Annotated in this window: 25 protein-coding genes; 8 read left to right on the top strand and 17 right to left on the bottom strand. The window is 62.6% G+C overall.

Annotated features, from left to right (window positions below):
* Positions 1-524 precede the first annotated feature (524 nt).
* The 3 genes from CHC01_RS31190 to CHC01_RS31180 all read right to left on the bottom strand — a co-directional run bounded on the left by CHC01_RS31190 (position 525) and on the right by CHC01_RS31180 (position 6,169).
* On the bottom strand, positions 525-4,013 hold the full coding sequence (locus CHC01_RS31190) for an indolepyruvate ferredoxin oxidoreductase family protein (protein WP_089268205.1): 3,489 nt from the start codon (positions 4,011-4,013) through the stop codon (positions 525-527).
* A 300-nt stretch (positions 4,014-4,313) separates the two neighbouring features.
* Positions 4,314-4,679 (bottom strand): response regulator, encoded by a 366-nt coding sequence (locus CHC01_RS31185; RefSeq protein ID WP_068731403.1) that lies wholly within the window; start codon positions 4,677-4,679, stop codon positions 4,314-4,316.
* Positions 4,680-4,681: 2 nt separating this feature from the next.
* Positions 4,682-6,169, bottom strand: a complete 1,488-nt coding sequence (locus tag CHC01_RS31180) for an RAD55 family ATPase (RefSeq protein ID WP_089268204.1) — start codon at positions 6,167-6,169, stop codon at positions 4,682-4,684.
* 210 nt (positions 6,170-6,379) lie between these two features.
* Between CHC01_RS31180 and CHC01_RS31175 the strand changes: the two genes are divergently transcribed.
* Entirely contained in the window at positions 6,380-6,631 is a 252-nt protein-coding gene (locus CHC01_RS31175; RefSeq protein ID WP_068731407.1) for a hypothetical protein, read from the top strand.
* On the opposite strand, the gene CHC01_RS31170 is transcribed toward CHC01_RS31175, so the two are convergent.
* Entirely contained in the window at positions 6,628-7,431 is an 804-nt protein-coding gene (locus CHC01_RS31170; RefSeq protein ID WP_244558590.1) for a formyltransferase family protein, read from the bottom strand. The two genes, CHC01_RS31175 and CHC01_RS31170, sit on opposite strands and share 4 nt — an antisense overlap.
* A 79-nt stretch (positions 7,432-7,510) precedes the next feature.
* Here CHC01_RS31170 and CHC01_RS31165 point away from each other — a divergent pair, with 79 nt between their 5' ends.
* Complete coding sequence (locus CHC01_RS31165; RefSeq protein WP_089268202.1) at positions 7,511-7,975, top strand: hypothetical protein; 465 nt, start codon at positions 7,511-7,513, stop codon at positions 7,973-7,975.
* Positions 7,976-8,034: 59 nt separating this feature from the next.
* On the opposite strand, the gene CHC01_RS31160 is transcribed toward CHC01_RS31165, so the two are convergent.
* Positions 8,035-8,343, bottom strand: coding sequence for an NIPSNAP family protein (locus CHC01_RS31160; protein WP_089268201.1), 309 nt, complete (start codon positions 8,341-8,343; stop codon positions 8,035-8,037).
* A gap of 70 nt (positions 8,344-8,413) precedes the next feature.
* Between CHC01_RS31160 and CHC01_RS31155 the strand changes: the two genes are divergently transcribed.
* From CHC01_RS31155 to CHC01_RS31140, 4 genes are all read left to right on the top strand, one after another.
* Entirely contained in the window at positions 8,414-9,127 is a 714-nt protein-coding gene (locus tag CHC01_RS31155; RefSeq protein ID WP_089268200.1) for an ArsR/SmtB family transcription factor, read from the top strand.
* Positions 9,128-9,199: 72 nt separating this feature from the next.
* The gene (locus CHC01_RS31150) at positions 9,200-10,207 is read left to right on the top strand and encodes an alpha/beta fold hydrolase (RefSeq protein ID WP_089268199.1); all 1,008 of its coding nucleotides are present in this window, start codon (positions 9,200-9,202) and stop codon (positions 10,205-10,207) included.
* A gap of 187 nt (positions 10,208-10,394) precedes the next feature.
* Entirely contained in the window at positions 10,395-10,655 is a 261-nt protein-coding gene (locus tag CHC01_RS31145; RefSeq protein ID WP_089268198.1) for a GCG_CRPN prefix-to-repeats domain-containing protein, read from the top strand.
* A 120-nt stretch (positions 10,656-10,775) separates the two neighbouring features.
* Positions 10,776-12,020 (top strand): glycerophosphodiester phosphodiesterase family protein, encoded by a 1,245-nt coding sequence (locus CHC01_RS31140; RefSeq protein WP_089268197.1) that lies wholly within the window; start codon positions 10,776-10,778, stop codon positions 12,018-12,020.
* Positions 12,021-12,029: 9 nt separating this feature from the next.
* On the opposite strand, the gene CHC01_RS31135 is transcribed toward CHC01_RS31140, so the two are convergent.
* Complete coding sequence (locus tag CHC01_RS31135) at positions 12,030-12,662, bottom strand: trimeric intracellular cation channel family protein (protein ID WP_089268196.1); 633 nt, start codon at positions 12,660-12,662, stop codon at positions 12,030-12,032.
* A 122-nt stretch (positions 12,663-12,784) separates the two neighbouring features.
* Between CHC01_RS31135 and CHC01_RS31130 the strand changes: the two genes are divergently transcribed.
* The gene (locus CHC01_RS31130) at positions 12,785-13,054 is read left to right on the top strand and encodes a hypothetical protein (RefSeq protein WP_139212566.1); all 270 of its coding nucleotides are present in this window, start codon (positions 12,785-12,787) and stop codon (positions 13,052-13,054) included.
* A 23-nt stretch (positions 13,055-13,077) separates the two neighbouring features.
* Here CHC01_RS31130 and CHC01_RS31125 read toward each other — a convergent pair whose 3' ends face one another.
* The 3 genes from CHC01_RS31125 to CHC01_RS31115 form a co-directional block, all read right to left on the bottom strand.
* Positions 13,078-13,389: a hypothetical protein gene (locus CHC01_RS31125; protein WP_089268194.1), complete on the bottom strand. Its 312-nt coding sequence runs from the start codon at positions 13,387-13,389 to the stop codon at positions 13,078-13,080.
* A gap of 99 nt (positions 13,390-13,488) precedes the next feature.
* Complete coding sequence (locus CHC01_RS31120) at positions 13,489-14,151, bottom strand: alpha/beta hydrolase (RefSeq protein WP_244558592.1); 663 nt, start codon at positions 14,149-14,151, stop codon at positions 13,489-13,491.
* A gap of 137 nt (positions 14,152-14,288) precedes the next feature.
* Entirely contained in the window at positions 14,289-15,821 is a 1,533-nt protein-coding gene (locus tag CHC01_RS31115) for an acyl-CoA carboxylase subunit beta (protein ID WP_089268193.1), read from the bottom strand.
* A gap of 179 nt (positions 15,822-16,000) precedes the next feature.
* On the opposite strand from CHC01_RS31115, the gene CHC01_RS31110 reads away from it, so the two are divergent.
* On the top strand, positions 16,001-16,462 hold the full coding sequence (locus tag CHC01_RS31110; protein ID WP_089268210.1) for a DUF4260 domain-containing protein: 462 nt from the start codon (positions 16,001-16,003) through the stop codon (positions 16,460-16,462).
* A 9-nt stretch (positions 16,463-16,471) separates the two neighbouring features.
* Here CHC01_RS31110 and CHC01_RS31105 read toward each other — a convergent pair whose 3' ends face one another.
* The 8 genes from CHC01_RS31105 to bluB form a co-directional block, all read right to left on the bottom strand.
* Positions 16,472-17,143: a carboxymuconolactone decarboxylase family protein gene (locus tag CHC01_RS31105; RefSeq protein ID WP_089268192.1), complete on the bottom strand. Its 672-nt coding sequence runs from the start codon at positions 17,141-17,143 to the stop codon at positions 16,472-16,474.
* Positions 17,144-17,255: 112 nt separating this feature from the next.
* Positions 17,256-18,095 (bottom strand): HlyD family secretion protein, encoded by an 840-nt coding sequence (locus CHC01_RS31100; RefSeq protein WP_089268191.1) that lies wholly within the window; start codon positions 18,093-18,095, stop codon positions 17,256-17,258.
* Positions 18,088-18,537, bottom strand: coding sequence for a hypothetical protein (locus CHC01_RS31095; protein ID WP_244558589.1), 450 nt, complete (start codon positions 18,535-18,537; stop codon positions 18,088-18,090). Before CHC01_RS31095 ends, CHC01_RS31100 begins: the two co-directional genes overlap by 8 nt.
* A gap of 238 nt (positions 18,538-18,775) precedes the next feature.
* The gene (locus tag CHC01_RS31090) at positions 18,776-19,042 is read right to left on the bottom strand and encodes an EscU/YscU/HrcU family type III secretion system export apparatus switch protein (protein ID WP_093761235.1); all 267 of its coding nucleotides are present in this window, start codon (positions 19,040-19,042) and stop codon (positions 18,776-18,778) included.
* Positions 19,039-20,775 carry a flagellar hook-length control protein FliK gene (gene fliK, locus CHC01_RS33250; protein WP_141137216.1) on the bottom strand — a complete coding sequence of 579 codons (1,737 nt, stop codon included), beginning with the start codon at positions 20,773-20,775 and terminating at the stop codon, positions 19,039-19,041. The genes CHC01_RS31090 and fliK overlap by 4 nt, the downstream gene beginning before the upstream one ends.
* Positions 20,776-20,832: 57 nt before the next feature.
* On the bottom strand, positions 20,833-21,624 hold the full coding sequence (locus tag CHC01_RS31080) for an ATP12 family chaperone protein (RefSeq protein ID WP_089268189.1): 792 nt from the start codon (positions 21,622-21,624) through the stop codon (positions 20,833-20,835).
* A gap of 76 nt (positions 21,625-21,700) precedes the next feature.
* Complete coding sequence (locus tag CHC01_RS31075; RefSeq protein ID WP_244558588.1) at positions 21,701-22,012, bottom strand: hypothetical protein; 312 nt, start codon at positions 22,010-22,012, stop codon at positions 21,701-21,703.
* Between the two features lie 38 nt (positions 22,013-22,050).
* Positions 22,051-22,683, bottom strand: a complete 633-nt coding sequence (gene bluB, locus CHC01_RS31070) for a 5,6-dimethylbenzimidazole synthase (protein ID WP_244558591.1) — start codon at positions 22,681-22,683, stop codon at positions 22,051-22,053.
* Positions 22,684-22,727: the final 44 nt, after the last annotated feature.

Raw genomic sequence — 22,727 nt, 5'->3', positions numbered from 1 at the left:
AGTCGCTTGAGGCTCCCTTCCCATCGCCTTGGGACTTTAATTCGCGATCGGAGCGTTCGTCGAGGCAAAGTGCAAGCAACCGAAAAAACACCGCAGGCGGAACGTCGGGCACTTGCTTGGCGCCTCCGAAAGTCCTGATGCACTCTAAATTGCGGAAGACCGCATCGCATCAGGCCCAAGGGTGCAACGGGCACCCGGCGTTCCGCACGCCCTCTCACAAGGGGGCGGGAATGCGAAGCACGACGGCGCCCCCGCGCCGCAAACAATGGGGGTGATGACGCATGTCTGAAGAGCAGTGGCTGTTTGACATTCACATCCGCGATGACGCGCAGGCGTCAATGGTGTCCCTCCCCCTTGCGGGGTCTGGCGGACGAATTCGTCCGCCATGGGTCGGCCGATAGGCCGGGGTGGGGGTGCCACGAGCGACGCCCTCACGTGCGGCCCCCCCCGTCACGTTTGTTCGCTTCGCTCTCAAACGCGCCCCCTCCCCACCGCGCGCCGCTTGGGGGAGAGAAAAGAAAGCCCTACTCCGCCGCGATCTGCCGCGGCGCCGGCGGCGGATTGGCGAGGTCCTTGGCGAGTTCGGCGTAACGTACCTTCGCCGCCACGACCGAGGCTTCCTTCACCGGGCCGTAGCCACGAATGCTGTCCGGCAACGAGAGGAGCTGCACGGCCGTATCCACCGTGAGCGGCGACAGCAGGTTCAACACTGTGGCCACGTCCTTCTCATAGCCGGCGATCAGGTCGCGCTCCAGTCTGCGGTCGGCGCTGTAGCCGAACACATCCAGCGGCGTGCCGCGCAAGGTGCGCAGCTTCGCCAGAATGCGAAACAGCGGCAGCATCCAGGCGCCGAAGGCGCGCTTCTTCGGGCGGCCCGACGCATCGGTACCCGGCAGCATCGGCGGCGCGAGATTGAAGCTGATCTTGACGTCGCCCTCGAACTGATCGCGCAACTGCTTTTCGAACTTGCCGTCGGTATAGAGCCGCGCGACTTCGTATTCGTCCTTGTAGGCAAGCAGCTTGGCGTAGTTGATCGCCACCGCACGCGGCAGTTCATCGTCATAGCCGCCGCGCATGGAGGCTTCGCGCACCAGATCGACCATCGCCTGATAGCGCTCGGCGAGCTTGCTGTTCTGATAGTCCGTCAGCAATCCGCTGCGATGGGCGACGATCTCATCGAGGCTCATCTCGTCCAGCGTCTTTGGCCCGATGGTCTCATCAGCGCCCTTGAGCATATCGGCGAGCCGTGCCGGATCGGCGGCGGCAAGACGGCCAAGCTGGAACGCCAGCATGTTCATCTTGATCGAGACGCCATTGAGCTCGATGGCCTGCTCGATCGACGCTGCCTGCAGCGGCAGCAGCCCCTGCTGATAGGCAAAGCCCATCATCATCATGTTGGTGGCGATGGAATCGCCAAGCAGCGCTTCGGCCGCCTTGGTGAAATCGAGGAATGTCGATTCCTTGCGCAGCGACATTTCCAGCACGTTGTTGACCTTGCGGGACTGGAAATTGAAGTCGCGGTTGCGCACGAAATCCGCGATCGGAATGAGATGGGTGTTGACGATGCCAGTGGTGCGCGAGCTCTCGCAGAGCGAGATCGTGTCCTTGGCGATGGCCACCACTTCATCGGCCGCGATCAGGACATCCGCCGTGCCGGTGACGATGCGCGAGCAGGTGACGTCGCCGGTGTCGTTGGCGAGACGCACATGGCTGAGCACCGCGCCGCCCTTCTGCGCGAGGCCGGACATGTCGAGGATCATCGAGGCTTTGCCCTCGATATGCGCGGCCATGCCAAGTAGTGCACCAATGGTCAGCACGCCGGTGCCACCGACGCCGCCGACGGCGACATTATAGGGTTTGTCGAGCGTTGGCCGCGTGGCCGGCTCCGGCAATATACCGATGGCGCCGAGTTCGACCGGCGCCTTGCGCTTCAGCTTGCCGCCATCGACCGTGACGAAGGACGGGCAAAAGCCCTTGAGGCACGAATAGTCCTTGTTGCAGGACGACTGATTGATGGTGCGCTTGCGACCTAGTGCGGTCTCCAGCGGCTCCACCGAAATGCAGTTCGACTGCACCGAGCAATCGCCGCAGCCTTCGCAGACTGCCGGGTTGATGAGCACGCGGCGCTGCGGGTCTTCCAGAATGCCCTTCTTGCGGCGGCGACGCTTCTCGGCCGCGCAGGTCTGCACGAACACGATGGCCGAGCAGCCCGGCACGTCGCGTAGCGTCTTCATCACGTTGTCGAGTTCGTCGCGATGCGCCAGCTTCACGCCCGGCGCAATGGTGTTGGCGGGATAGGCATCGGGATTCTCGGACACGAGGTAGATGTCGCGGATGCCCTCGCTGTGGAGCTGGAACGTGATCTTCTGCGGCGACAGGTCACCGTCATGGTGCTGACCACCGGTCATCGCCACGGCATCGTTGTAGAGGATCTTGTAGGTGATGTTGGCCTTGGAGGCGATCGACTGACGGATCGCCAGAGAGCCGGAATGGAAGTATGTGCCATCGCCGAGATTGGCGAAGATATGCTTCTCCTTGGTGAACGGCGCAATGCCGGTCCATGGCACGCCCTCGCCGCCCATATGGGTGAAGGTCTCGGTGGAGCGATCCATCCACAGCGTCATGAAATGACAGCCGATGCCGGCCAGCGCGCGCGAGCCCTCCGGGACCTTGGTGGAAGTATTGTGCGGACAGCCCGAACAGAAATACGGCGTGCGCGTGATCGGCACGACGTTCTGCACCTGCGAGGCTTCGCGTCCATGAAACCAGTCGGCCTTGGCGCGCAGGAGTGCTGCAATCTCCGGGTCGATCTCCATCGCCAGCAGGCGATCCACCAGCGAGGTCGCGACCTTGGCGACGCTCAGCTCTTCGGCGAATGGCAGGAAGCGATGATCGTGGGAATCCATCTTGCCGACGATGCGTGGCCGCACATCGTCGCGCCAGTTGAACAGCTCCTGCTTGACTTGGTTCTCGACGATCTCGCGGCGCTCCTCGACGATGAAGATCTCATCGAGACCCACCGCGAACTTGCGCACGCCTTCCGGCTCCAGCGGCCACGGCATGCCGATCTTGTACAACCGAAGACCAATCTTGGCGGCGACCTCTTCGGTAATACCCAGCTCACGCAATGCCTGGCGCACGTCCTCATAGCTCTTGCCGGACGCCATGATACCGAAGCGCGCATTCGGCGAGTCCATGGTGACACGGTTGATGTTGTTGGCGCGGGCAAAGGCAATCGCCGCGAAGCCCTTGTAGTCCTGCAAGCGGCGATCCTGCACATAGCGGTCGTCGGGCCATCGCAGGTTCAAACCATCCGGCGGCAGTTCGAAATCGGTCGGAATGTTGAACGGCGTCATTTCGTCGTTGAGGTTGATCTCCGCCGTGGTCTCCACGGTTTCGGTGATCACCTTCATGCCGACCCAGCAGCCGGAATAGCGCGACATCGCGATACCGAGCAGGCCCATCTCGATCATTTCATGGATCGACGACGGGTAGAGATAGGGCATCAGCGCCGAGATGAAGGCATGGTCGGACTGATGCGGCACGGTCGACGACTTGGCGCCATGATCGTCGCCAGCGAGACAGAGCACGCCACCGAATTTCGCGGAGCCGGCAGCATTGCCGTGACGGAAGACGTCGCCGCAGCGATCGACGCCAGGGCCCTTGCCGTACCAGATGCCGACCACGCCATCATATTCGGCGCCGGGCGAGAGATTGAGCTGCTGGGTGCCCCAGATCGCGGTGGCTGCGAGGTCCTCATTGACGCCGGGCTGGAATTTGACGCCGTACTGATCGAGATGTTTCCGCGCCGCCACAAGCTGCTGGTCATAGCCGCCGAGCGGCGAGCCGCGATAGCCGGTCACGAAGGCTGCCGTGTTCAGACCCGCCGCGCGGTCCCTGCGGACCTGCGCCATCGGCAGTCGCACCAGCGCCTGAATGCCGGTCAGGAAGATGTGGCCGGAGCCCTGGGTATATTTCTGATCGAGACTGATCGCGCCTTGATTAATTCCCATTCCCACCCTCGTCACTGCGGCCTCTGAGCTGTCGCCCGGGGCTATCGCCCCGGACTGCACCGTCCGGCCTGCTCGCGCCTATTATCTGGGGTCGTTCGACTCCCTTAGAAACAGTCTATGTTGGATTTTGAACGGGGCGCACCACAATTCTGGGCAATGGAGCCCCGCGTCCAAAGAACGCAATTTCGTGATGAATGCGGCCGGTAGACTTGTCACGTTGTGTCGCCGCAAAGGCCTTTGGCGCAAGGACGTAACGGCTTCACGCTGCAGTGCGATGCAGCACAAACTGCCAAAGGAGGCTCAGGCCTCGCCCGGGAATATCTCGCTGATGATCTTCATCAGATCGGCCTCGCGAAACGGCTTGCGCAGATAGGCGCGAAAACGCCCTGCTCGGTCGCGCACGACATGCTCCAGCAACGAGGTCATGACGACCACCGGAATTCCGCTCAGCCGCTCGTCCTGCCCCATCGCTGCGATCAGGCCGGCGCCGTCGAGGAACGGCATCATGAAATCGGTAAGCACCAGATCGGGCGTGTCCCGATGCAGAATGTCGAGCGCCTCACGGCCGTTGCCGGCTACGAGGACATTGAAGGCATATTCGCTCAACAGGACTTCGAGCCAGTCGGCGATCGCCCATTCGTCCTCGACAATCAGGACAGTTCGCACCGCTATTCTCCAGTCAACTTAAGATCCGTCGATGGAGTTGGTGCAGGTCCCTGACTAGAAATGTCCCTGAGGATGCGCTCCGCGCTGTGGAAATCGGCATCAAGAACGATGCCGCCGTCGAGAATTTCAAAGCGGCGCATGCGCATATCGGTCCGGCGGTCACGCGATTTCAGAATGGTCATCAGACGATGGTTTTCCGAGCGCAAGGCTGCGAGATGCAGCGCGATGATGTTCTCGGCAACCGCGGAGAGACCCGTCTGGTTGACGCCCTTGAGCGGCTGCCCGGGTGTCATGCCAGCGTGATCGGTTTCTGCCGTCGCCAGCGTGGTAACACCGAGTGCGCGCAACTCGTTGCACAGCGCCGACAAAAAAGAGCCGATGCGCTCCTTTTCGTCGGTGAGCTTCGAGAAGCCTTCGATGCCATCGATCACCAGACGGCGCACGCCGTTCTGCCTGATGGTCGAGAGCAGCTCGGTTGCGACCTCGTCGAGCACCGCTTCTGTCTGCGGGCGCCACATCAGCGTGACCTTGTCGGCCCGCGATTTCAGCGGCAGCTTGAGGCTGTCGGCCTTGATCCGCAGCGCCATCGGATTCTCGTGAAACCCGAACAGCATCGCCGGTTCATTGGCGGGACCGCCGGTCAGGAATTGAAGGCCGGCCGTGGTCTTGCCCGAACCCGATGGTCCGAGCACGACGGTCACCGAATGCGTATCGACGCCGCCGCCGAGCATCTTGTCGACGCCGCCGATACCGACCGAGACCATCGGACCATCGGCGCTGTCCCAAACGCTCGGTGTCTCCAGCAGCGCCTCGATACGCGGATAGATGGCGTGTCCATTCTCGGTGATGCGATAGGAGTGCTTGCCGCCCATGAACCAAGTGCCACGCAGCTTGTGGACCTGAAGCGACCGCTCGGCGCGGCGGCCATGCAGTGCCGACTGCAGCTCGATGAGACCGTCCACCATCGTATGCTCAGGCGGATGCGCATCGGCGTCGAAGGCGCTGGTCAGAAGGAACATGGTGCAGTTGCTGAAGGCGGCCTGGGTCTGCAATTCGTGGATGAACTTCTTCAGCTCAAGCTCGGAGCGCGCCTTTTCGTGCACGGTGATGAGACCATCGAGCACGAGGATGCTGGCCTTGCGGGTGCGGACCTCGCGGCGGACCACGTCCAGCAGTCCGCGCAGCCCGTCGTCTTCCAGCGTCTTGAAGGCGCCGACATAGGACATGCGGTCGGGAATTGCTGCTTCATCGAAGAAGGTCATCCGCCGCATGTGTCCGATCATGCGGGCGTGGCTTTCGGCAAGCAGCGTGATGTAAAGCGCGTTCCGCCCCTGCGCGGCCTGCGCGAAACAGATCTGGTTGCCCAGAATCGTCTTTCCGGCGCCCGGGGCGCCCTGAATGATGTAGATGCCGCCGTCGAAAACGCCCCCGCCCAGGATCGCATCGAGACCCGGTACGCCGGTTGCAAACCGGCCGTTATCGCCACTCATTCCGAAACTGCCCCTAACGTGTCACCTATACCGGTGAGATGTTGAAACGTGTCGGGGAGCGATGGGTTCCAAAGCTTTTTCAGAAATATTTCGAAACGCTGCCTCTCAGCAAGGCAGCATCCCGCTAATAGCGCACCCGAAACGGAACATCGGCCTTTACGGGCCATTGCTGTCCGGTCACCCTGACAACATCAGGCATGGAGGACGGAAATGGATCAGAAGCTGAATACCTGGACGTCGCAGCCTGAACTCGCCGGCAACGATATGGCATCGACCAATGACGGTTCTTATCATCCGGATTGCGGCGAAGAGCATGATCACAAGCCGACCAAGGCCATCATCGGCGTGGGACTACTCGTGGTGCTGAGTTTCCTGCTCTATGAATTCAACGGCAAGGTGTCCAAGACGCACACGTCAGCGACGCCGCCCGCGCAGCACCAGAGCTTCGCGGCTAACCGCTAGGCTTCGACAGCTTCGTCCGCAATAGCGCTTTCAGTCTCGGGCACGACGACCCGAAACTGGAAGCCATGCAGACCGATGGCCGGCACGATGCCGAAATGGTCGGTGCCGAAGACTTTGACCCGATGCTGCAATTCGTCTTTCTCGATGCTTACCGGGATATCGCAGATCTGCTCATAGGCCTTACGCGTGTGACGCGTGCTGCCCCAGCGCAGCGCCCGCTCGATCAGCGGCTCCGGCTGTGTGGCCAGGACGCGTGCCATCCGCCAGAAAGTCTGCACCAGCTTCGTATAGGCAATCTCTTCCAGACCCGCGACACTGATGTCCGCCGGAATTGGGAACGCCTCGACATCCACGATCGGTCCGGCATCGACACGTGCAATCATGCGATGGACCGTGCAGCCGAAGTCGGTCGCGTGATCGTAGAGCGCAAAATGTGCCGGGGCCCAGCCGGGATATTGCGGCGGGCCGGGATGGAAATTGTAGGCGCCAAAGCCAAGTTGATCGAGCACCGCGCCGGGGACTATCACGCCAGTGGTGAACGAAATCATCCGCGCCCGGCCAAGCCAGTCGGGCTCGATCGCCGCCAGATCTTCAGCTGTGAAAACAGGAAGGACCGTGAGGGCCGGATTGTGACCACGGAGCAAAGTTGTGAAGACCGAGTGCTCAGCAGGACCCGTCAGGAGGATAATCGTATCGAACATTCGGGCTGCCACGCGCTTCTGCGAATCAATAATCGCCCCAGCGTCGCAGCCAGGCCTTAACATCTGATGAGCAGGCCCGATCACGCTGCGTTGCCACATAGGACGTGGCTCTGGAATGCACAATCTCTGGAACATGCACCTCATCTGACGGTTGTCTGGCCGCACAGGAGGACACGACATGGCGAACATTCCCAATCCCAATGATCCGTATCGTCCAAATCCCGCCGATGATGACATCCGCAACCCTGCGCGGCTCGACAATGAGCTGCAGGCCGATCCTGAACTCGCGGAAGGGCCAGCGAGCGGTAGCCGCATGGCTATTTATGCACTTGGCGTTGTTGTCTTGCTCGGCGCCGTATTCTACGGCCTGAACAATACATCGATGAATCCGGGCGACGCGACGAAGACCGCATCCCAATCCGCGCCGGCGACGCAGGACAGCACGCCAAAGGCGCCGGCGCCAACCAACAACATCGCGGATTCCTATTCGAAGCCGCCAGTGGCTCCCGGCGTGCGGGACGTGACGCCGACCAACAATCAGCCCGGCGTCACCACCGGTGCGGCACCGGCACGGCCGCAAGCTCCGCAATCGGCTCCGACCGGCACCGAGATCGACAGCTCGAAGGGCGGCGCGCCGAAGTAAGGCGCGACCGGGCAGACAAGGCTGCGGGCATCAATGCCCGCGGCTTTGTTGCGCATGGGCTATGGTGTCACCTGACGCAGGAATGTGCGCTCTTCCGCCAGGATGAACTGGTGCTCCTCGGCCGACGCGAAATTCGCGACGCCGTCGGCGTCAGTGCGCAGTCTGGCGCGGTAGGCCTCATAGGCTGCCAAATTCGGAAACGAGATCAGGCCGAATGCGATGTTGTTCGTTCCTTCATGGGGCATCCAATAGCCTTGCAGATCACCACCGCATTTGGGAATGATCGTCAGCCAGCGCTTGGCGTAAGCTTCAAACAATCCGCGTTTGAACGGATCGATCTGATAGCGAATGAAGACAGTGATCGTCATGACGGCTCCCTCTGCAGATGCCTGGATATAGCCGCTTGATCGACTGCAATACTTTGATTAGCGTCGAAGTATGAAAGCAGGTCCGGACATCGCCATGGTTGCTGCACTTGTTGGCGACCCTGCACGCGCCAATATGCTGACGGCGCTGATGACGGGCCGCGCGCTGACCGCGAGCGAACTCGCCCAGGAAGCCGGGATTACGGCGCCGACCGCGAGTTCACACCTCTCCAAACTCGAAGCAGGCGGCTTGGTCGAGCCGGAAAAACAAGGGCGCCATCGCTATTATCGCCTCACCGGCCCCGATGTCGCCGGTGTGCTGGAAGGTCTGGCCGGCCTGGCAGCCCGCGCGGGCCATCTCCGCGTTCGCACCGGGCCGAAAGAACCCGCATTGCGCCGCGCACGGATTTGCTACGATCATCTCGCCGGCGATCTCGGCGTGCAAATGCTCGACAGTATGCGGGCACAGAAGCTGATCCGGCAGACCGAGCAGGTCATCGAACTCACAACTCAGGGCAGCCGGTTCGTTGCTGAAGAATTGAGGATAGATCCGGCCACGCTGGCGCATCCGCGCCGGCCGGTCTGCAAGGCCTGCCTCGACTGGAGCGAGCGGCGCCACCATCTGGCCGGGACACTCGGCGCTACCATCATGACCTCATTTACTGCCATGAAATGGGCGGCTAGAGACCCCTCGCCCGGCAGCCGCGTGGTGCATTTCACCCGCAGCGGCGAGAAACGCTTCGAGGCATTGTTCGGCACCACCGGCGACGCCATCCGCAAAACGTGAAGACGCCGGCTTACCTTCGCCGCAATGCAGCCTGAAACCGCGCCGGACCTTCCTTCTCCCGGAGCTTTCTCGATGAACCGCCTGCTGCTCGCTGCGCTGATTGCAACATTACCGTTCACCTCATCGCAGGCGGCCGAGCCTCCTGCGGCGCGCGAGCCTTACGGCATAGGCCTCGAAGGTTTCCCCTATCCCTATCCCGTCAATATGCTGCCGCTGGTCAATGACGGCGAGCAGCTGCGCATGGCCTATATGGACGTGCCATCGACCAAGCCCAATGGTCGGACTGTGGTGCTGCTGCATGGCCGCAATTTCCCGTCGAGCTACTGGGCGCCGGTGATCGGCACGTTGAACGATGCAGGTTACCGCGTCGTGGTCCCCGACCAGATCGGCTTCGGCAAATCGTCGAAGCCGTCGGGTGACCTGCATTTCGACACCCTCGCCCGTAACACCGTGGCGCTGATGGATCACCTCGGGATCGCGAAATTCGACATCGTCGCGCATTCCCTGGGCGGCATGTTGAGCGTGCGCATTGCCCGCGCTTATCCCGATCGCATCGATCACCTGCTGCTCGCGGCGCCGATCGGACTTGAGGATTATCGGCTCTATGTGCCACCGACGCCGACCGAAAAGATTCTGGAGAACGAAGACAAGCTGACGGCGGAAGGTTACCGCAAACAGCTCGAGGTGAACTATTCGCTGAAGATGCAGCCCGACCAGGTAACGCCCTTTATCGACGCGCGTTTCAACATCAAGGGATCGCCGGAATATCCGCGCTGGCTGCGCGCCTTCGTCAGTTCGGCGCAGATGATCTATCGCGAGCCCGTGGTCCACGAAATTCCGCTGATCGCATTGCCGACCCTGTTCATCATGGGCGCCGACGATCACAACGCACCGGGTAAGCCGAATGCGCCGGAGGCGTTGCGGCCGAAGATGGGGCAGAACGCCGATCTCGCCAAGGCGCTGGCGGCGAAGATGCCGAACGCGAAGGCCGAGGTGCTTCCGGACGCGGGCCATATCGTGTTTCTCGATGCACCGGCCAAATTCAACGAATTGATGCTGGGCTTCCTCGCGGCGAAGTAGCAACTGCCGCGCCCTGCTACGCGGATATCCCGAAACATTCATGCTGTATTCAGATCGAATCGGCTTAATCGTGCTGTGCAGCGTTGATCCCCAGCAATTTTCTTGCCCGTAAGAGTCCTGCAGCGGGTGATGCGATGCCATCATTATTCTCTGCGCCGCATCGCGGCACCATCGAGGGAGAACACGAATGAAGACGATCTTTGCGGCAGCCTTGTTTGCCGTTAGCGTCGGGGGCATCGGTGCCGCCAGCGCCATGCCTCTGGCTCCGCTGAGCGCTGCAGACACGGCAGGCGTGATCCAAGTCGCTCAGGGCTGCGGCCCCGGCTATGCCCGCGGTCCCTATGGCGGTTGCCGCCCGATGTTCCGTGGTCCGCCGCCGCGCGGCCCGGGTTACTGCCCCCCCGGCTTTTTCCGCAATCCCTACGGCCGCTGCATCCGCCGCTGGTGATCGCTGCATCATCCTGACGACGAAGACCCCGCCTATGGCGGGGTTTTTTGTTGCCCACGCGCCGGTTACAGCCGTCACACGAAGATGACAGAATGGCACTTCGCTATTCTGGAGATCGTCATGTCGCGCGCTTTGCGTCGTCTCATACTGGCCGGGCTGCTCGGCCTCTCATCGCTGACGACCGGCCGCGCCGACACCATCGCACTGCCCGAGCCACAGCTCGGCCCGCGGCCGTTCTATCTTGTCGACAAGATGAAAGACGGCCCGCTGAAGGCAAAGCTCAGCACCTGCACCGGGCCGTTTCGCAAGAGCGATTTCTCCATCGCCCATCGCGGCGCGCCGCTGCAATTCCCCGAGCATACCCGCGAGTCCTATCTCGCTGCGGCGCGCATGGGCGCCGGCGTGATCGAATGCGACGTGACCTTCACCAAGGACCGCCAGTTGGTCTGCCGGCATTCGCAATGCGACCTGCACACGACAACGAACATCCTGTCGGTGCCGGCGCTGGCGAACAAGTGCACGCAACCTTTCAGCCCTGCCGATCCCGCCACCGGCAAGAAGGCATCGGCGAAATGCTGTACCAGCGACATCACGCTGGCGGAGTTCAGGACGCTGACGGCGAAGATGGATTCCGCCAACACCTCTGCCACGACCATCGCTGATTATCAGAACGGCACGCCGCACTGGCGCACCGATCTTTATGCGAGCTCGGGCACGCTGATGACCCACGCGCAAAGCATCGCGCTGATCAAGAGCCTCGGCGCCAAATTCACGCCGGAGCTGAAGGCGCCGGAAGTGCCGATGCCGTTCGACGGCGATTACAGCCAGGAGAAATACGCAACCCAGATGCTCGACGAATATCGTGCCGCCGGCATTCCGCCTGGCGACGTATTTGCCCAGAGCTTCGATCTCAACGACATCAAGTTCTGGATCCGCACCGCGCCGGAATTCGGCGCGCAGGCGGTCTATCTCGACGGCCGCTATGAAACACCGGGTTTCGATCACATGCGCGCGGAAACGTGGAAACCGTCGATGGCCGAACTCAAGGCTGCCGGCGTCAAGATTCTCGCGCCGCCGATCTACATGCTGCTGACGCTTGATGGCAGCGGTCAGATCGTGCCCTCCCCTTATGCCAAGGCAGCGCGCGACGCCGAGCTCGACCTGATCACCTGGTCGCTCGAGCGCGACGGACCGCTGGCCAATGGCGGCGGTTTCTTCCATCGCTCGGTCAAACCCGCCATCGACCGCGATGGCGACACGCTGACGGTGCTGGACGTACTGGCGAAGGACGTCGGCGTCCGCGGCGTGTTTTCCGACTGGCCGGCGACCACGACCTTCTATGCCAGCTGCATGGGACTGCGCTGATAGCAGGCGCTATTTGGTGTCGCTGTCATAGACGAATTTCGGCATTTCCAGCTTCAGCCGGATTGCCAGCAGGCGGAACGCCAGTCCGATAACGGCGGCAACGAGCGTCACCAGATCGGGACTGAATCCGTATTTGATGCCGCCGATATAGAGAAGCCCCGTGACGATCGAGACGCTCGCATAGAGTTCGGCGCGAAACAGCAGCGGCACGTCGTTGCACAGCACGTCGCGGAGCACGCCGCCGACGCAGCCGGTGATCATCCCGGCCACGACCACGATCAGCAGCGGCTGATCCATGGCGAGCGCGATGTTGCAGCCCATGATGGTGAAGACCACGAGGCCGATGGCATCGAGCACCAGAAACAGCGCGTGGAAGCGATGCACCACGCGCGCAAGCCCGATGGTCACCAGCGCCGCACCGCCGGTCAGCAGCAGCAGATAAGGGCTCTTCACCCACCACAACGGATAATGCCCGAGCAGCATGTCGCGCACCGAACCACCGCCGAGCGCAGTGATGCAACCGAGCATGGCGACGCCGAGCCAGTCCATCTTGCGCCGCCCGGCCGCGAGCGCCGCCGTCATCGCCTCGGCAATGAGCGCGATCATGGCGAGCGGAAACAGCAGGGCTTCGGTATGGGGCATGGGACTCGTCGGTAGCGGATGACGGCGACCTGTAACACAAATCCGTGCATGCGATGACCGGCGGCGGACAAATCCCCGCCATCTTCCTGAGCCTCCATCACAACCTCACAGCAGGAGGTGTCATGACCCGTCTGTTTCTCACCCTCCCCATTCTGCTCATGGCTGGCGCGGCCATGGCGGAGGACGCGCGGCTGTCGATGCCCTATTACGGCAGCGCCACCATGAATGCCGATGACAGCCTGGTGCTGCATTTCACCCGCACGGTGGACGGCAAGCCGGCTGACGGCTCGCAGACCTTCGCCCCCGGCGATCGCAGCTATGACAACGTGCGTCGTCACCTGAGCGGCATTGAACCCGGTCAGACCAAACCGCTGACGCCCTGGAGAGACTGAGCGTCAGCACAAACGGGCTTTACCTACCAGTAGCGGCGGCGCCAGTACCGACGACGGACCCGATAACGGCGACGCCAGCCCCAATGCCGGCGGCGATAACCCCAAAAACGACGCCGACGCCAGCCGCGGCGACGCCACTGGACTTGCTCAGGCTGGAGACGATCGACGTCGTCCTGCGACGCCACTGCGGCTTGAGGTTCTGTGTCCGGTTTGTGGTTATCGAGTGGATTGGTCGGCAGCAGCGGCGCGGCCTGAGCCTGCGTGATGGCCTGAGCGGCCAAGCCGACGCCCGCGGCAAAGCCGAAGGCGATCTTCAGAAAATGACGGCGTTCCATCGCGATCCCTCCTGATATCCGTGAGGAGATCAGGATCGGACCCGCGGCATGAATGGAAACTGAATGTGCGTGGGAACTCACACATTCGGCATCTCGCCGTTATCGAAAGCCGACGGCCAATCCGACGACCTGACCGTCGAGGCCGCTGAAGCCGTGATATCCCCGCGCCTCGCACGGATCACCGTCATTGCGTCCGCCGCTCAGCCACGCCACGCGAGCGCGCCCGACCGACCATTTGACGAACGGATCGACGCCGGCCGGCGCGGTAAACTTGCAGCCGTCATTGCGATGATGGATGACCAGCGTGCGCGGCAATGCCGAGGGCGAGCCGATAATCGACATCACATTGCTGCCACTACCCGATTCCGCACTGAGAAAGCCCGAGGTCAGCACCAGCGCATCCGGCCGCGCGCCCCGCGCGATCCCCTCGGCGGCACGCTGGGTGCCGCGACTGGTCGCCACCACCGTCACCGGACGCTTGATCGCGGCCATGTATTGCACCGCGCTCGACAGATCGGTCCCAGCATCCACCACCAGCACCGCCAGCCCCCGCGCCGCATAGGCGCCGCGGGTCCGCACCAGCTGATTGCCCTTCAGCCCGTTGATCTCGCCATGCTCTCCCGGGCTGATGGCGCCGCTGCCGCCCGGCATCAGGATCACGCTGGCGCGCGGCGATGCGGGTTTGATGAGCACGGCGCGTGAGCCACCGACGGTGACGGTTTCGTCGGCAAGAGCGCCGGTGCTCGCGAGGCCAACGAGCATGGCAAGAATGCTGAAGATCCGGCTACGGGCTTTCATCATCATGCGCATCCTCGCAGGTCCTTGTCAGAGACGAATGCTACCATAAAGAAAGGACATCAACGTCAACCGCTATGGCGTCATTGATGAACCTAGTCCCCTCACAACGGCATATTGTCGTGCTTCTTCATCGGCACTTCCAAATGCTTGTCCTTCAGCATCGCCAGCGCGCGCGCGATGCGCTTGCGGGTGGAGTGCGGCATGATCACGTCGTCGATATAGCCGCGCTCGGCAGCGACGAAGGGTGACAGGAAGCGGTCTTCATATTCCTTGGTGCGCGCGGCGATCTTGTCGGCGTCGCCGATATCCTGACGGAAGATGATTTCCACGGCGCCCTTGGCACCCATCACGGCGATCTGCGCCGTCGGCCAGGCGTAGTTCATGTCGGCGCCGATTTCCTTCGAGGCCATCACGTCGAACGCGCCGCCATAGGCCTTGCGGGTGATCACGGTCACCAATGGCACGGTGCACTGGCTGTAGGCGAACAGCAGCTTGGCGCCGTGCTTGATGAGGCCGCCATATTCCTGCGCGGTGCCCGGCAGGAAGCCCGGCACGTCGACGAAAGTGACGATCGGAATGTTGAAGGCGTCGCAGAAACGCACAAAGCGCGCGGCCTTGCGCGAGGCGTCACTGTCGAGCACGCCGGCCAGCACCATCGGCTGGTTGGCGACGAAGCCCACGGTCTTGCCGGCGATGCGGCCAAAACCTGTGACGATGTTCTTGGCGAAGGTCTCGGCGATCTCGAAGAAATCGCCCTCGTCCACGACCTTGAGGATCAGCTCCTTCATGTCGTAGGGCTTGTTCGGATTGTCGGGGATCAGCGTGTCGAGCGACAGGTCCTGGCGCTCGATGTCGTCGAAGCTCGGCCATTCCGGCACGCCTTCGGTGTTGTTGGCCGGCAGGAAGTCGATCAGCCGGCGCATCTGCAGCAGCGTCTCGACGTCGTTCTCGAAGGCGCCGTCGGCGATCGAAGATTTCGTGGCGTGCACGCTGGCGCCGCCGAGTTCTTCGGCGGTGACGACCTCGTTGGTCACGGTCTTCACAACGTCGGGACCGGTGACGAACATGTAGCTGGTGTTCTTCACCATGAAGATGAAGTCGGTCATGGCCGGCGAATAGACGTCGCCGCCGGCGCAGGGTCCCATGATGACGGAGATCTGCGGGATCACGCCGGAGGCCTGGACGTTGCGGCGGAACACGTAGGAGTAACCTGCAAGGGCTGCGACGCCTTCCTGGATGCGTGCGCCACCGGCGTCATAGAGGCCGATGATCGGCGCCCGCGCCTTCATTGCCATGTCCTGCAGCTTGGTGATCTTGAGCGCGTGGGTCTCGGACAGCGAGCCACCGAACACGGTGAAATCCTTGGCGAAGACGAAGGTCTTGCGGCCGTTCACGGTGCCCCAGCCGGTGACGACGCCATCGCCCGGAATCTTGGACTTTTCCATGCCAAATTCCACGGAGCGGTGTTCGACGAACATGTCGAACTCCTCGAACGACCCCTTGTCGAGCAAAAGCTCGATGCGCTCGCGGGCGGTCAGCTTGCCCTTGCTGTGCTGCGACTCGATGCGCGTCTCGCCGCCGCCCAGTTTGGCGCCTGCACGCCGCGCTTCGAGGGTGTCCAGGATGTCTTTCATGTGCTCCAGCCCGTCAATGTCACGTGTTATCGCCCGCGGCAGTCGCAGGGTTTGGGCGAGGTTCTAGCATGGGGTTTTCGGCGGTGGAAACGCCCATCAGGAAGGGTTGAATCCCCCAAAATCGCATGGCGCCGGCGACGATCCTGCCTATATCGGGGTCAGACAAGGGAGAGCGCCGGATGACCAATATCGTGATCAATGAAAACAGTGGCGCAGCCACGGGTGGCGTACGCGATCTGCTGCGCTGGGAAGGCGCGGCACTGTTTGTCGGAATGACGCTGTTCTACTGGATCTCGGGTGGGCCTTGGCAGATCTACGCCCTGTTTTTCTTCGTGCCGGACCTCAGCATGCTGGCCTATCTGGCCGGCCCGCGGATCGGCGCAGGGGTCTATAATCTGGTGCATGCGACCATCGCGCCGCTGCTGCTCGCGCTGGCCGGTATCGCCACCGCCGAGCCGATCGCCGGTTCAATCGCACTGGTCTGGTTCGCCCATATCGGCTTCGACCGCGCACTCGGCTACGGGCTGAAATACGACGCCGGCTTTCGCTTCACCCATCTTGGTCGCATCGGCAAGGATGCGACATTGCCGGTCGCCAGCGCGGAAAACCCGACCACCGGCAATCCGATCAAGGCTGCCTGATCCGCGGCCTCACGGCTCGCCCGGCTTGAACGGCGCCTCCTTGCCGGGCGGCGTGCTCTCTTCCGCCATCGCCAGCAACATCGCCACCATCACGTAGTTGCCGGCCACGGCCGTGAGATCGACGATCTGCTGATCGTTGAAGATCTTCTTGGCACGCGCATAGGTCGCGTCGGAGACCTTGTGCGTGCTCGTCAGCTCAGTGACGAAGTCATATACCGTCGCCTCGTCTTCAGCCATGTTTGCCGGCCGCTTGTTGGCCTTGAGATCGGCGATAATATCGGGCGACAGCCCCGCCTTCTGCGCGAGCGGCGCATGCGCGAACCACTCGACCTGCGAGCGCCATTGCCGGCCGATGATGATGATCGCGAATTCATTGAGCTTGACCGGAACGGACGTGTCCCACCGCAGATAGGCGAACAGGTCGAACAGCTTTTGCCCGAGCACCGGGCTGCGCATCATCGGATTATAGGGGCCGGCGAGCCCCACGCTTGAGACCTTCATCACCTGCTCGCCGAGCGGCTTCTGGCTGGCGTCGAGCTGATCCATGGTGAGCTGCGGAAAACGCGGCTCCTTGCTGGTGGCAGGCTGCGCAAACATGGTGGCGGCAAACCAGCCGCTGGCCGCTGCAAGCGCGAGCGACGACAGTCCGATGGACGACATCCAGAGTGATGGGGACTTCATGATTTCCTCCGTGAGCTTTTTTCTTGTTCACGAAGGCTAGTTCAACGGGCATAGCAGCGCCAGTTCAGGAGCGTCCCAGAACGACCGCCTCGCCCCGCAGAACGCGCGGAGCTCAGTGACCGCTCATCACCAGCGTCTTGACAGGAAGCAACAACGCCTGGATCCGCAGCAACATCGCGTGGACGACCCCAACGGCATCGACGGCATGAAGCGCCAGCCACCTGAAAGAACCGATCCCCTTCGCGGCGATGGCGTCATGATTGCTGGTATAGGCATTGACGATACAGCTACTGCCGGGCGTCACGCCGTCGAGACCGCCCTGATAGATTGGCTCCAGTAATGTGAGGATGGTGCCCGGCGCGCGGACTTGCTGCGCTTCCACCAACTGCTCGCCGCCGCGAAACTGGCCAGCCGCGATATAGTTCTGAACGCCGGTCACCACCATCGGGATGACGGTCCACGGCTTCGAAATACAGGTCGCCTCGGCAACCATGCCCACCTTCATCACCTGCGCTTCGATTTGCCCGAATCCTGCAGAGAGCACGCGGCCCGCATTCTCCGGAATGAGAATGCCCGCCGATCGCATGACGGGATTGACGACATCGCCAACGCGAAGCGTGAACTGCTCGACGCGCCCGTCCACGCCTGCGCGAATGAACGTCTTGTCGAGATCGACTTGCGCCTCCGCAAGTGCCGCCTGCGCGCTGGCCTTCTCCGCCGGCAGCAGCGCGGAGATACGCGTCATCGCGGATTGTCGCGCGGCCATGGCCGCGTCGAGCGCGCCCTGGCGACCGGTCAGCAGCACCTCAAGTTTCTCGATATCACGTTGCGGCGCCATGCCGGGATTGCGCGCGAACGTGATCTCCCGCCCCAGGCGCTTGCCCTGTCCATAGCGACGATAGAGATAATCCGGAACAACCGTCAGCAGCGAGCAGAGGAGTAGCTCAAGCATGACCGTGCCCTCCGGCTTCGCCGGGGCGGCTCGATGTTTCCGCCGTGACAGGGAGCGGTGGTGGTTCACCGGACAGCTCGGTGGTTTCGCTGGTAGCATCGCCGTCGGCAATCTTCCGCACCGATCCTGCGATACTGCGCAGTGGCGTGCTGAAATCCGGCAGATCGATCATCGCCAGCAACAGCCCGACTATCCAGAACAGATGGTTATGGGTGAACAATGCGATCAGGCCCAACACGGCGACGATTTCAAACTGCAGCTTCTGCGATTTGTGCGCCATCCGTTCCGGCATGCTGTGCAGGCGCAGGTACAGATTGCCGACCATCATGATGGAGCCGATCAGAACGATTCCGACCACAACCATGAGCGTGTCAGTCTCACCGGGAGCGGTAATGAAGCCAGGCAGATGATGCGGAGCGTTCGGATGCAGCGTCTCACTCACGTGATCCCCCATTCCAACAGCGTCAGGCGAGCACTAGCCTCTCCCGAGTTTCATAGTTGCACAAAGCTGGAACTTGGCAAGCATCAGCTTGTGCGCGATAGGAAATGCGCTGCAACAAATCTACATTCATGCCGGGCGGACTGAGGGTTGATAGCTCGCGGATGCGAGATCACCAGCCTTGAGGTCGACGCAGAACAGTCACCAACGCGTTGAAGACTATCGTCGCCGGATAGCGCGGCTAGTGCGCGCGGCCCGACAGCCGCAGCACGAAGACCAACACTTCCGCGACAGCCTTGTAGAGCTCGGCTGGAATCTCATCACCGATTTCGACATTCGAGAGTGCGCCGGCGAGTACCTCATTTTCCTCGATGGGAATGTCGTGGGCCTTGGCGACCTCGATGATTTTCTCACCGATCGCGCCCTTGCCTTTCGCGGTGACAACAGGCGCGCCGGTCTTGTCGTAATGCAGCGCGACCGCGAGCGATCTTTTGGGCTGCACGATCATAGCGCGCGATCCAGGAAGTGCCCGGCCGACGCCGGCGCGGGCTGCATCGGTGCGCCCTCGCGGACCACGATATCGCCGGGCTGCAGATTGGCGCGGATCAGCGCCTGATTGAGCTGCGCCGTACCGGCCTGCAATTGCAGCGCTGTCGCCGGACGCTCGGCCCACATCCGCACCGACGTCTTGTCGCCGGTCAGCGAGACCAGCGCATGGACCGGGCCGGCCGGTTCGACATCAAGCGAAAAGCGCGCCCGCCAGACTTGCTTGGCCGCTTCAGCCTCGCTGCCATTGCCGCCATCACGCGAAATCTCGAACTGCGCCATGGCCGTGCCGGCGGGCACCGCAAATGGAATTTCGAAACTCCAGCGCGGCGATGCCTGATCGAGCCGCGGCGTCGCAAGTCCGTCCGCACGATCCGGCAAGGATGCCACCTGCAGCAGGGTCTGGCGCGCCAGCGCCGCATCGGTATCCGCGAGCAGATGATGCACGGTGGTGCCCAGCGGCGCATTTGCCGGGAGTGTCGGCAAAGCCATCGGCTGTGCCGTCGGCAGCGCGCCGCGTAACGGCGGCGGCGGAAGGGTGTTGCGCGCGATGTTCGTTTCGGCACCCGGCTGGCCCGCTGGCGCCTTCGTAGCGGGCAGCAGATCCATCATCATGCTGTCGTCGAACACCAGCGATGCTGCGCTTCCCATGCCCTTGGGAGCCGTCTGCAGCGCTTCCCGAAGCAGGTTGAGCGCTGCGCCATTGGTCGCCAACCGTGCAGCCGCTTCGGGAGCTTTTGCCACGCCCGGTGCGGCTTGAGCCGGGACATCGAGCACGTGCTCGTCTGCGGCGAGAAGTCCAGCCTGCTGCAGCGGATCGTTCTTGATGCCGGTCTTGGGCAGCATGACCACTGTCGCTGCAGCAGTTTGCGCCTGCTGTGCGGCGACCTGCGCCACGACACTGGGAAGCGCGTTTGCCAATGCCGATGCAGGCTGCTCCAGCGTAGCCACCGGTGTCGCTGCATTCGCCGTCGCTGGCGTCGTGCTCTGGGTCGGACTCGCGGTGGCGAGCGTCGTCGCCAACGCCTGGCGCAATACGATCAATGCCGCTTTCATGTCGGGCAGCCGGCCTTGCGGCAGCGATCCCTTGGCCAGCGATGACTCCAGAAACAGGCCGGAATTCTGGAACGCCGATTTGACTTCCTCGCCGGTGAGCTGGGCATCGAGCGGCGGGCGCTGCGCCAGCACCTGCGCGACCGCCTGCTGGAGCTGCGGCGGCAGACCCGTCAGCGAGGTCGCGGCTCCGAGATTGGCAAATAGCGTGGCCAGGCTCGCCTGCTGCGTCACGGCACTTTGCGTGGCGGTGGAGACCGCCTGTGCTTCCAGCGATGTCAGCCGGATCTTGGAGGTCGCGATGGCATTGGCGAGATTGATTGGCACGTCTGGCGCGAGGGTCACGTCGCCGGAGGACGTACCGCCCGCCTGCCCCGCACCTGTATTCTGCGGTGTGACGATGGCAAGCTGGACGTTGCCGTTGTCCGTCTTCGACACTGCGAATTGCAGCACCTGCCCGGCCTGCAACGGCACCTGCGATTGCACGTCGATCGTGCTGTGCCCGATGGCGATACGGATCTGATTGTCTGGCGAGACCGAGAGCACGCGGCCGGCAATCACGCTGCCGGGCTGAAACGCGACTTCGCTCGCCACGCCCTGCGCGGAGACAACCGGTAAGATTGAGTTGACGGGAGTCGGCATGGTGAGCGGCACCGGACAATGGTGCAGCTACGCTAGTTAACGGTCGTTAACTTCCAATTAACCCGCTGACGGAACGACCGCCTTCAGTACCAGCACGGCAGCCTTGAAATCCACCTGCCGCGCCGCGCGCCGCGCAGCGACTTCCTCATCGAGGCCCCACTTCTCGATATTCCAGTCCTCGTCGACAAAGGCGGCGGTCCAGACCTGATCGGCATTCAGATGGCCATGGAGCAGCGCCAGCGCGAGCAGCGCCGAGCCGGTGATCGTCGTCACCAGATGCAGCGCGGCGATCGCCCATGGATCGCTCGGCAGCGCCGCGCGGGCAGATGCGATCGCCTGTTCGGGCTGGCTGACATGCACGATGCCCTCAGCCAGGATGAAATGCGCGCCGAGATCATCGGCAGCCCAGAACAAGACAGGGTCCCATGCCGCAGCCTCGCGCGCGATAAGCGCCTCGGGATAGCCGGCGCGATAGAACAGCAGATCGGTGCTGAAGTATTTGGTGATATCGTCAGCCACTGCCTGGGTCTGCGCCTCGTCGCGGATCGCGTCGATCACGCTATTGGCCAGGCGTGTCACCGGCATGCTCGTGGGGTCGATGACATCCTGCTGCGCATCCCATTCCGCAACCATGACCTCGGCAATGGCTGATGTAGGAACGACCAGCAGATGGCGCGATGGCGTGCGTACGGTCTTGTCGTCGAGCATGATGGCAAAGCCATCCGGCGTCTCGCTCATCCCAACGGTCTTGTAGAAACGCTTGCGCTGTGGACCTCGCGTCGACCGTCGCACCGCCTCTTGCGGATCGAGCTGCGACTGGCCGTACACTTCGTCAAACAATTCACGCATCGAGGGTCTCAATTCCTGTTCGCCAGCCGTCAATTTACGCGACAGACGGGCGCCACGCGAGACCAAATCGCTCGTATCAACGATTGGCGCAGGCCCGCGAATAGGTCGCACGATCATTCGGGCCGAGACCCGCAGCGGCGCCATCCTGCAAACAGTCGGTGATACGATCGCTGAAAGACCTCCGCGCCTGCGGCACATTCTGCTGCCGCGGCAGATCGCCGAGCTGAGGCACGACAGGTACTTCGATCCGCGGCGGTGGCGGTGCAGGCGGCAGCGGCGTGATCAGCGCCGGATTGCCGGGCACACCGATCACCTGCGCGACCACAGGCGCAGCAGAGAGCGCCGCAATGCCGACCAACACAGCGAATGGGATAGAGCGATGTCTCATTCGTCTCATGTTGTCACGATCCCGCATCACATCAAGTGTCAGCGCCGGACAATGTGATCCGCTGCCGAATGACGGCGTTCCCATCCGGCGCGCTCGAGTTCCGGCCGATCGTCGTCGATCTCCGGATAACCGATGCAGAAATAGCCGATCAACCGCCAGTCACGGGGTATATCGAGTGTCACGGCAATCGCAGCAGGATCGAGGATCGAGACCCAGCCCATGCCGATGCCTTCAGCGCGCGCGGCGAGCCACATGGTTGCGATCGCCGTCACCACCGAATAGTCCGCCATCTCCGGCATGGTGCGGCGGCCAAGGCCGTGGCCAACATCCGTCGCGTGGTCTGCAAATACCGCGAGGTGGCATGGCGCTTCGCGCAGACCGGCGAGCTTGAGCGTCGCATAGCTCTGCGCGAGTTCGCCGGTATAGGCGCTCAACGCCTCGGCATTGCAGGCGCTGAAATTCTCCAGCACCGCCTGACGACGTGACGCACCGTCGACGATGACAAAGCGCCATGGCTGGCTCAGGCCCACCGAAGGCGCGAGGCACGCAGTATCGAGCAGGCGATCGAGAAAGCCCGCAGGCAGTGGATCGGACTTGAAGCGCCTGATATCGCGGCGCCACACAAACAGATCATGCAGACGCGCGCGAAACGCGGCGTCGAAATCGGGCACGTCGGCGGTTGCCGACGTCGCGCACGGGATGTTGTCGGAGCCCG

It is taken from the genome of Tardiphaga sp. OK246, from assembly GCF_900188215.1.
Taxonomy (GTDB): domain Bacteria; phylum Pseudomonadota; class Alphaproteobacteria; order Rhizobiales; family Xanthobacteraceae; genus Tardiphaga; species Tardiphaga robiniae.
The sequence above is the reverse complement of the archived record's forward strand: the minus strand, read 5'-3'. Positions and strand labels throughout refer to the sequence as shown.

Coding starts and splice junctions, on each gene's coding strand:
- CHC01_RS31190 (WP_089268205.1), bottom strand. CDS start 4,013: ATGGGAATTAATCAAGGCGCGATCAGTCTCGATCAGAAATATACCCAG.
- CHC01_RS31180 (WP_089268204.1), bottom strand. CDS start 6,169: ATGAGTGGCGATAACGGCCGGTTTGCAACCGGCGTACCGGGTCTCGAT.
- CHC01_RS31175 (WP_068731407.1), top strand. CDS start 6,380: ATGGATCAGAAGCTGAATACCTGGACGTCGCAGCCTGAACTCGCCGGC.
- CHC01_RS31170 (WP_244558590.1), bottom strand. CDS start 7,431: ATGTGGCAACGCAGCGTGATCGGGCCTGCTCATCAGATGTTAAGGCCT.
- CHC01_RS31165 (WP_089268202.1), top strand. CDS start 7,511: ATGGCGAACATTCCCAATCCCAATGATCCGTATCGTCCAAATCCCGCC.
- CHC01_RS31160 (WP_089268201.1), bottom strand. CDS start 8,343: ATGACGATCACTGTCTTCATTCGCTATCAGATCGATCCGTTCAAACGC.
- CHC01_RS31155 (WP_089268200.1), top strand. CDS start 8,414: ATGAAAGCAGGTCCGGACATCGCCATGGTTGCTGCACTTGTTGGCGAC.
- CHC01_RS31150 (WP_089268199.1), top strand. CDS start 9,200: ATGAACCGCCTGCTGCTCGCTGCGCTGATTGCAACATTACCGTTCACC.
- CHC01_RS31145 (WP_089268198.1), top strand. CDS start 10,395: ATGAAGACGATCTTTGCGGCAGCCTTGTTTGCCGTTAGCGTCGGGGGC.
- CHC01_RS31140 (WP_089268197.1), top strand. CDS start 10,776: ATGTCGCGCGCTTTGCGTCGTCTCATACTGGCCGGGCTGCTCGGCCTC.
- CHC01_RS31135 (WP_089268196.1), bottom strand. CDS start 12,662: ATGCCCCATACCGAAGCCCTGCTGTTTCCGCTCGCCATGATCGCGCTC.
- CHC01_RS31130 (WP_139212566.1), top strand. CDS start 12,785: ATGACCCGTCTGTTTCTCACCCTCCCCATTCTGCTCATGGCTGGCGCG.
- CHC01_RS31125 (WP_089268194.1), bottom strand. CDS start 13,389: ATGGAACGCCGTCATTTTCTGAAGATCGCCTTCGGCTTTGCCGCGGGC.
- CHC01_RS31120 (WP_244558592.1), bottom strand. CDS start 14,151: ATGCTCGTTGGCCTCGCGAGCACCGGCGCTCTTGCCGACGAAACCGTC.
- CHC01_RS31115 (WP_089268193.1), bottom strand. CDS start 15,821: ATGAAAGACATCCTGGACACCCTCGAAGCGCGGCGTGCAGGCGCCAAA.
- CHC01_RS31110 (WP_089268210.1), top strand. CDS start 16,001: ATGACCAATATCGTGATCAATGAAAACAGTGGCGCAGCCACGGGTGGC.
- CHC01_RS31105 (WP_089268192.1), bottom strand. CDS start 17,143: ATGAAGTCCCCATCACTCTGGATGTCGTCCATCGGACTGTCGTCGCTC.
- CHC01_RS31100 (WP_089268191.1), bottom strand. CDS start 18,095: ATGCTTGAGCTACTCCTCTGCTCGCTGCTGACGGTTGTTCCGGATTAT.
- CHC01_RS31090 (WP_093761235.1), bottom strand. CDS start 19,042: ATGATCGTGCAGCCCAAAAGATCGCTCGCGGTCGCGCTGCATTACGAC.
- fliK (WP_141137216.1), bottom strand. CDS start 20,775: ATGCCGACTCCCGTCAACTCAATCTTACCGGTTGTCTCCGCGCAGGGC.
- CHC01_RS31080 (WP_089268189.1), bottom strand. CDS start 21,624: ATGCGTGAATTGTTTGACGAAGTGTACGGCCAGTCGCAGCTCGATCCG.
- CHC01_RS31075 (WP_244558588.1), bottom strand. CDS start 22,012: ATGAGACATCGCTCTATCCCATTCGCTGTGTTGGTCGGCATTGCGGCG.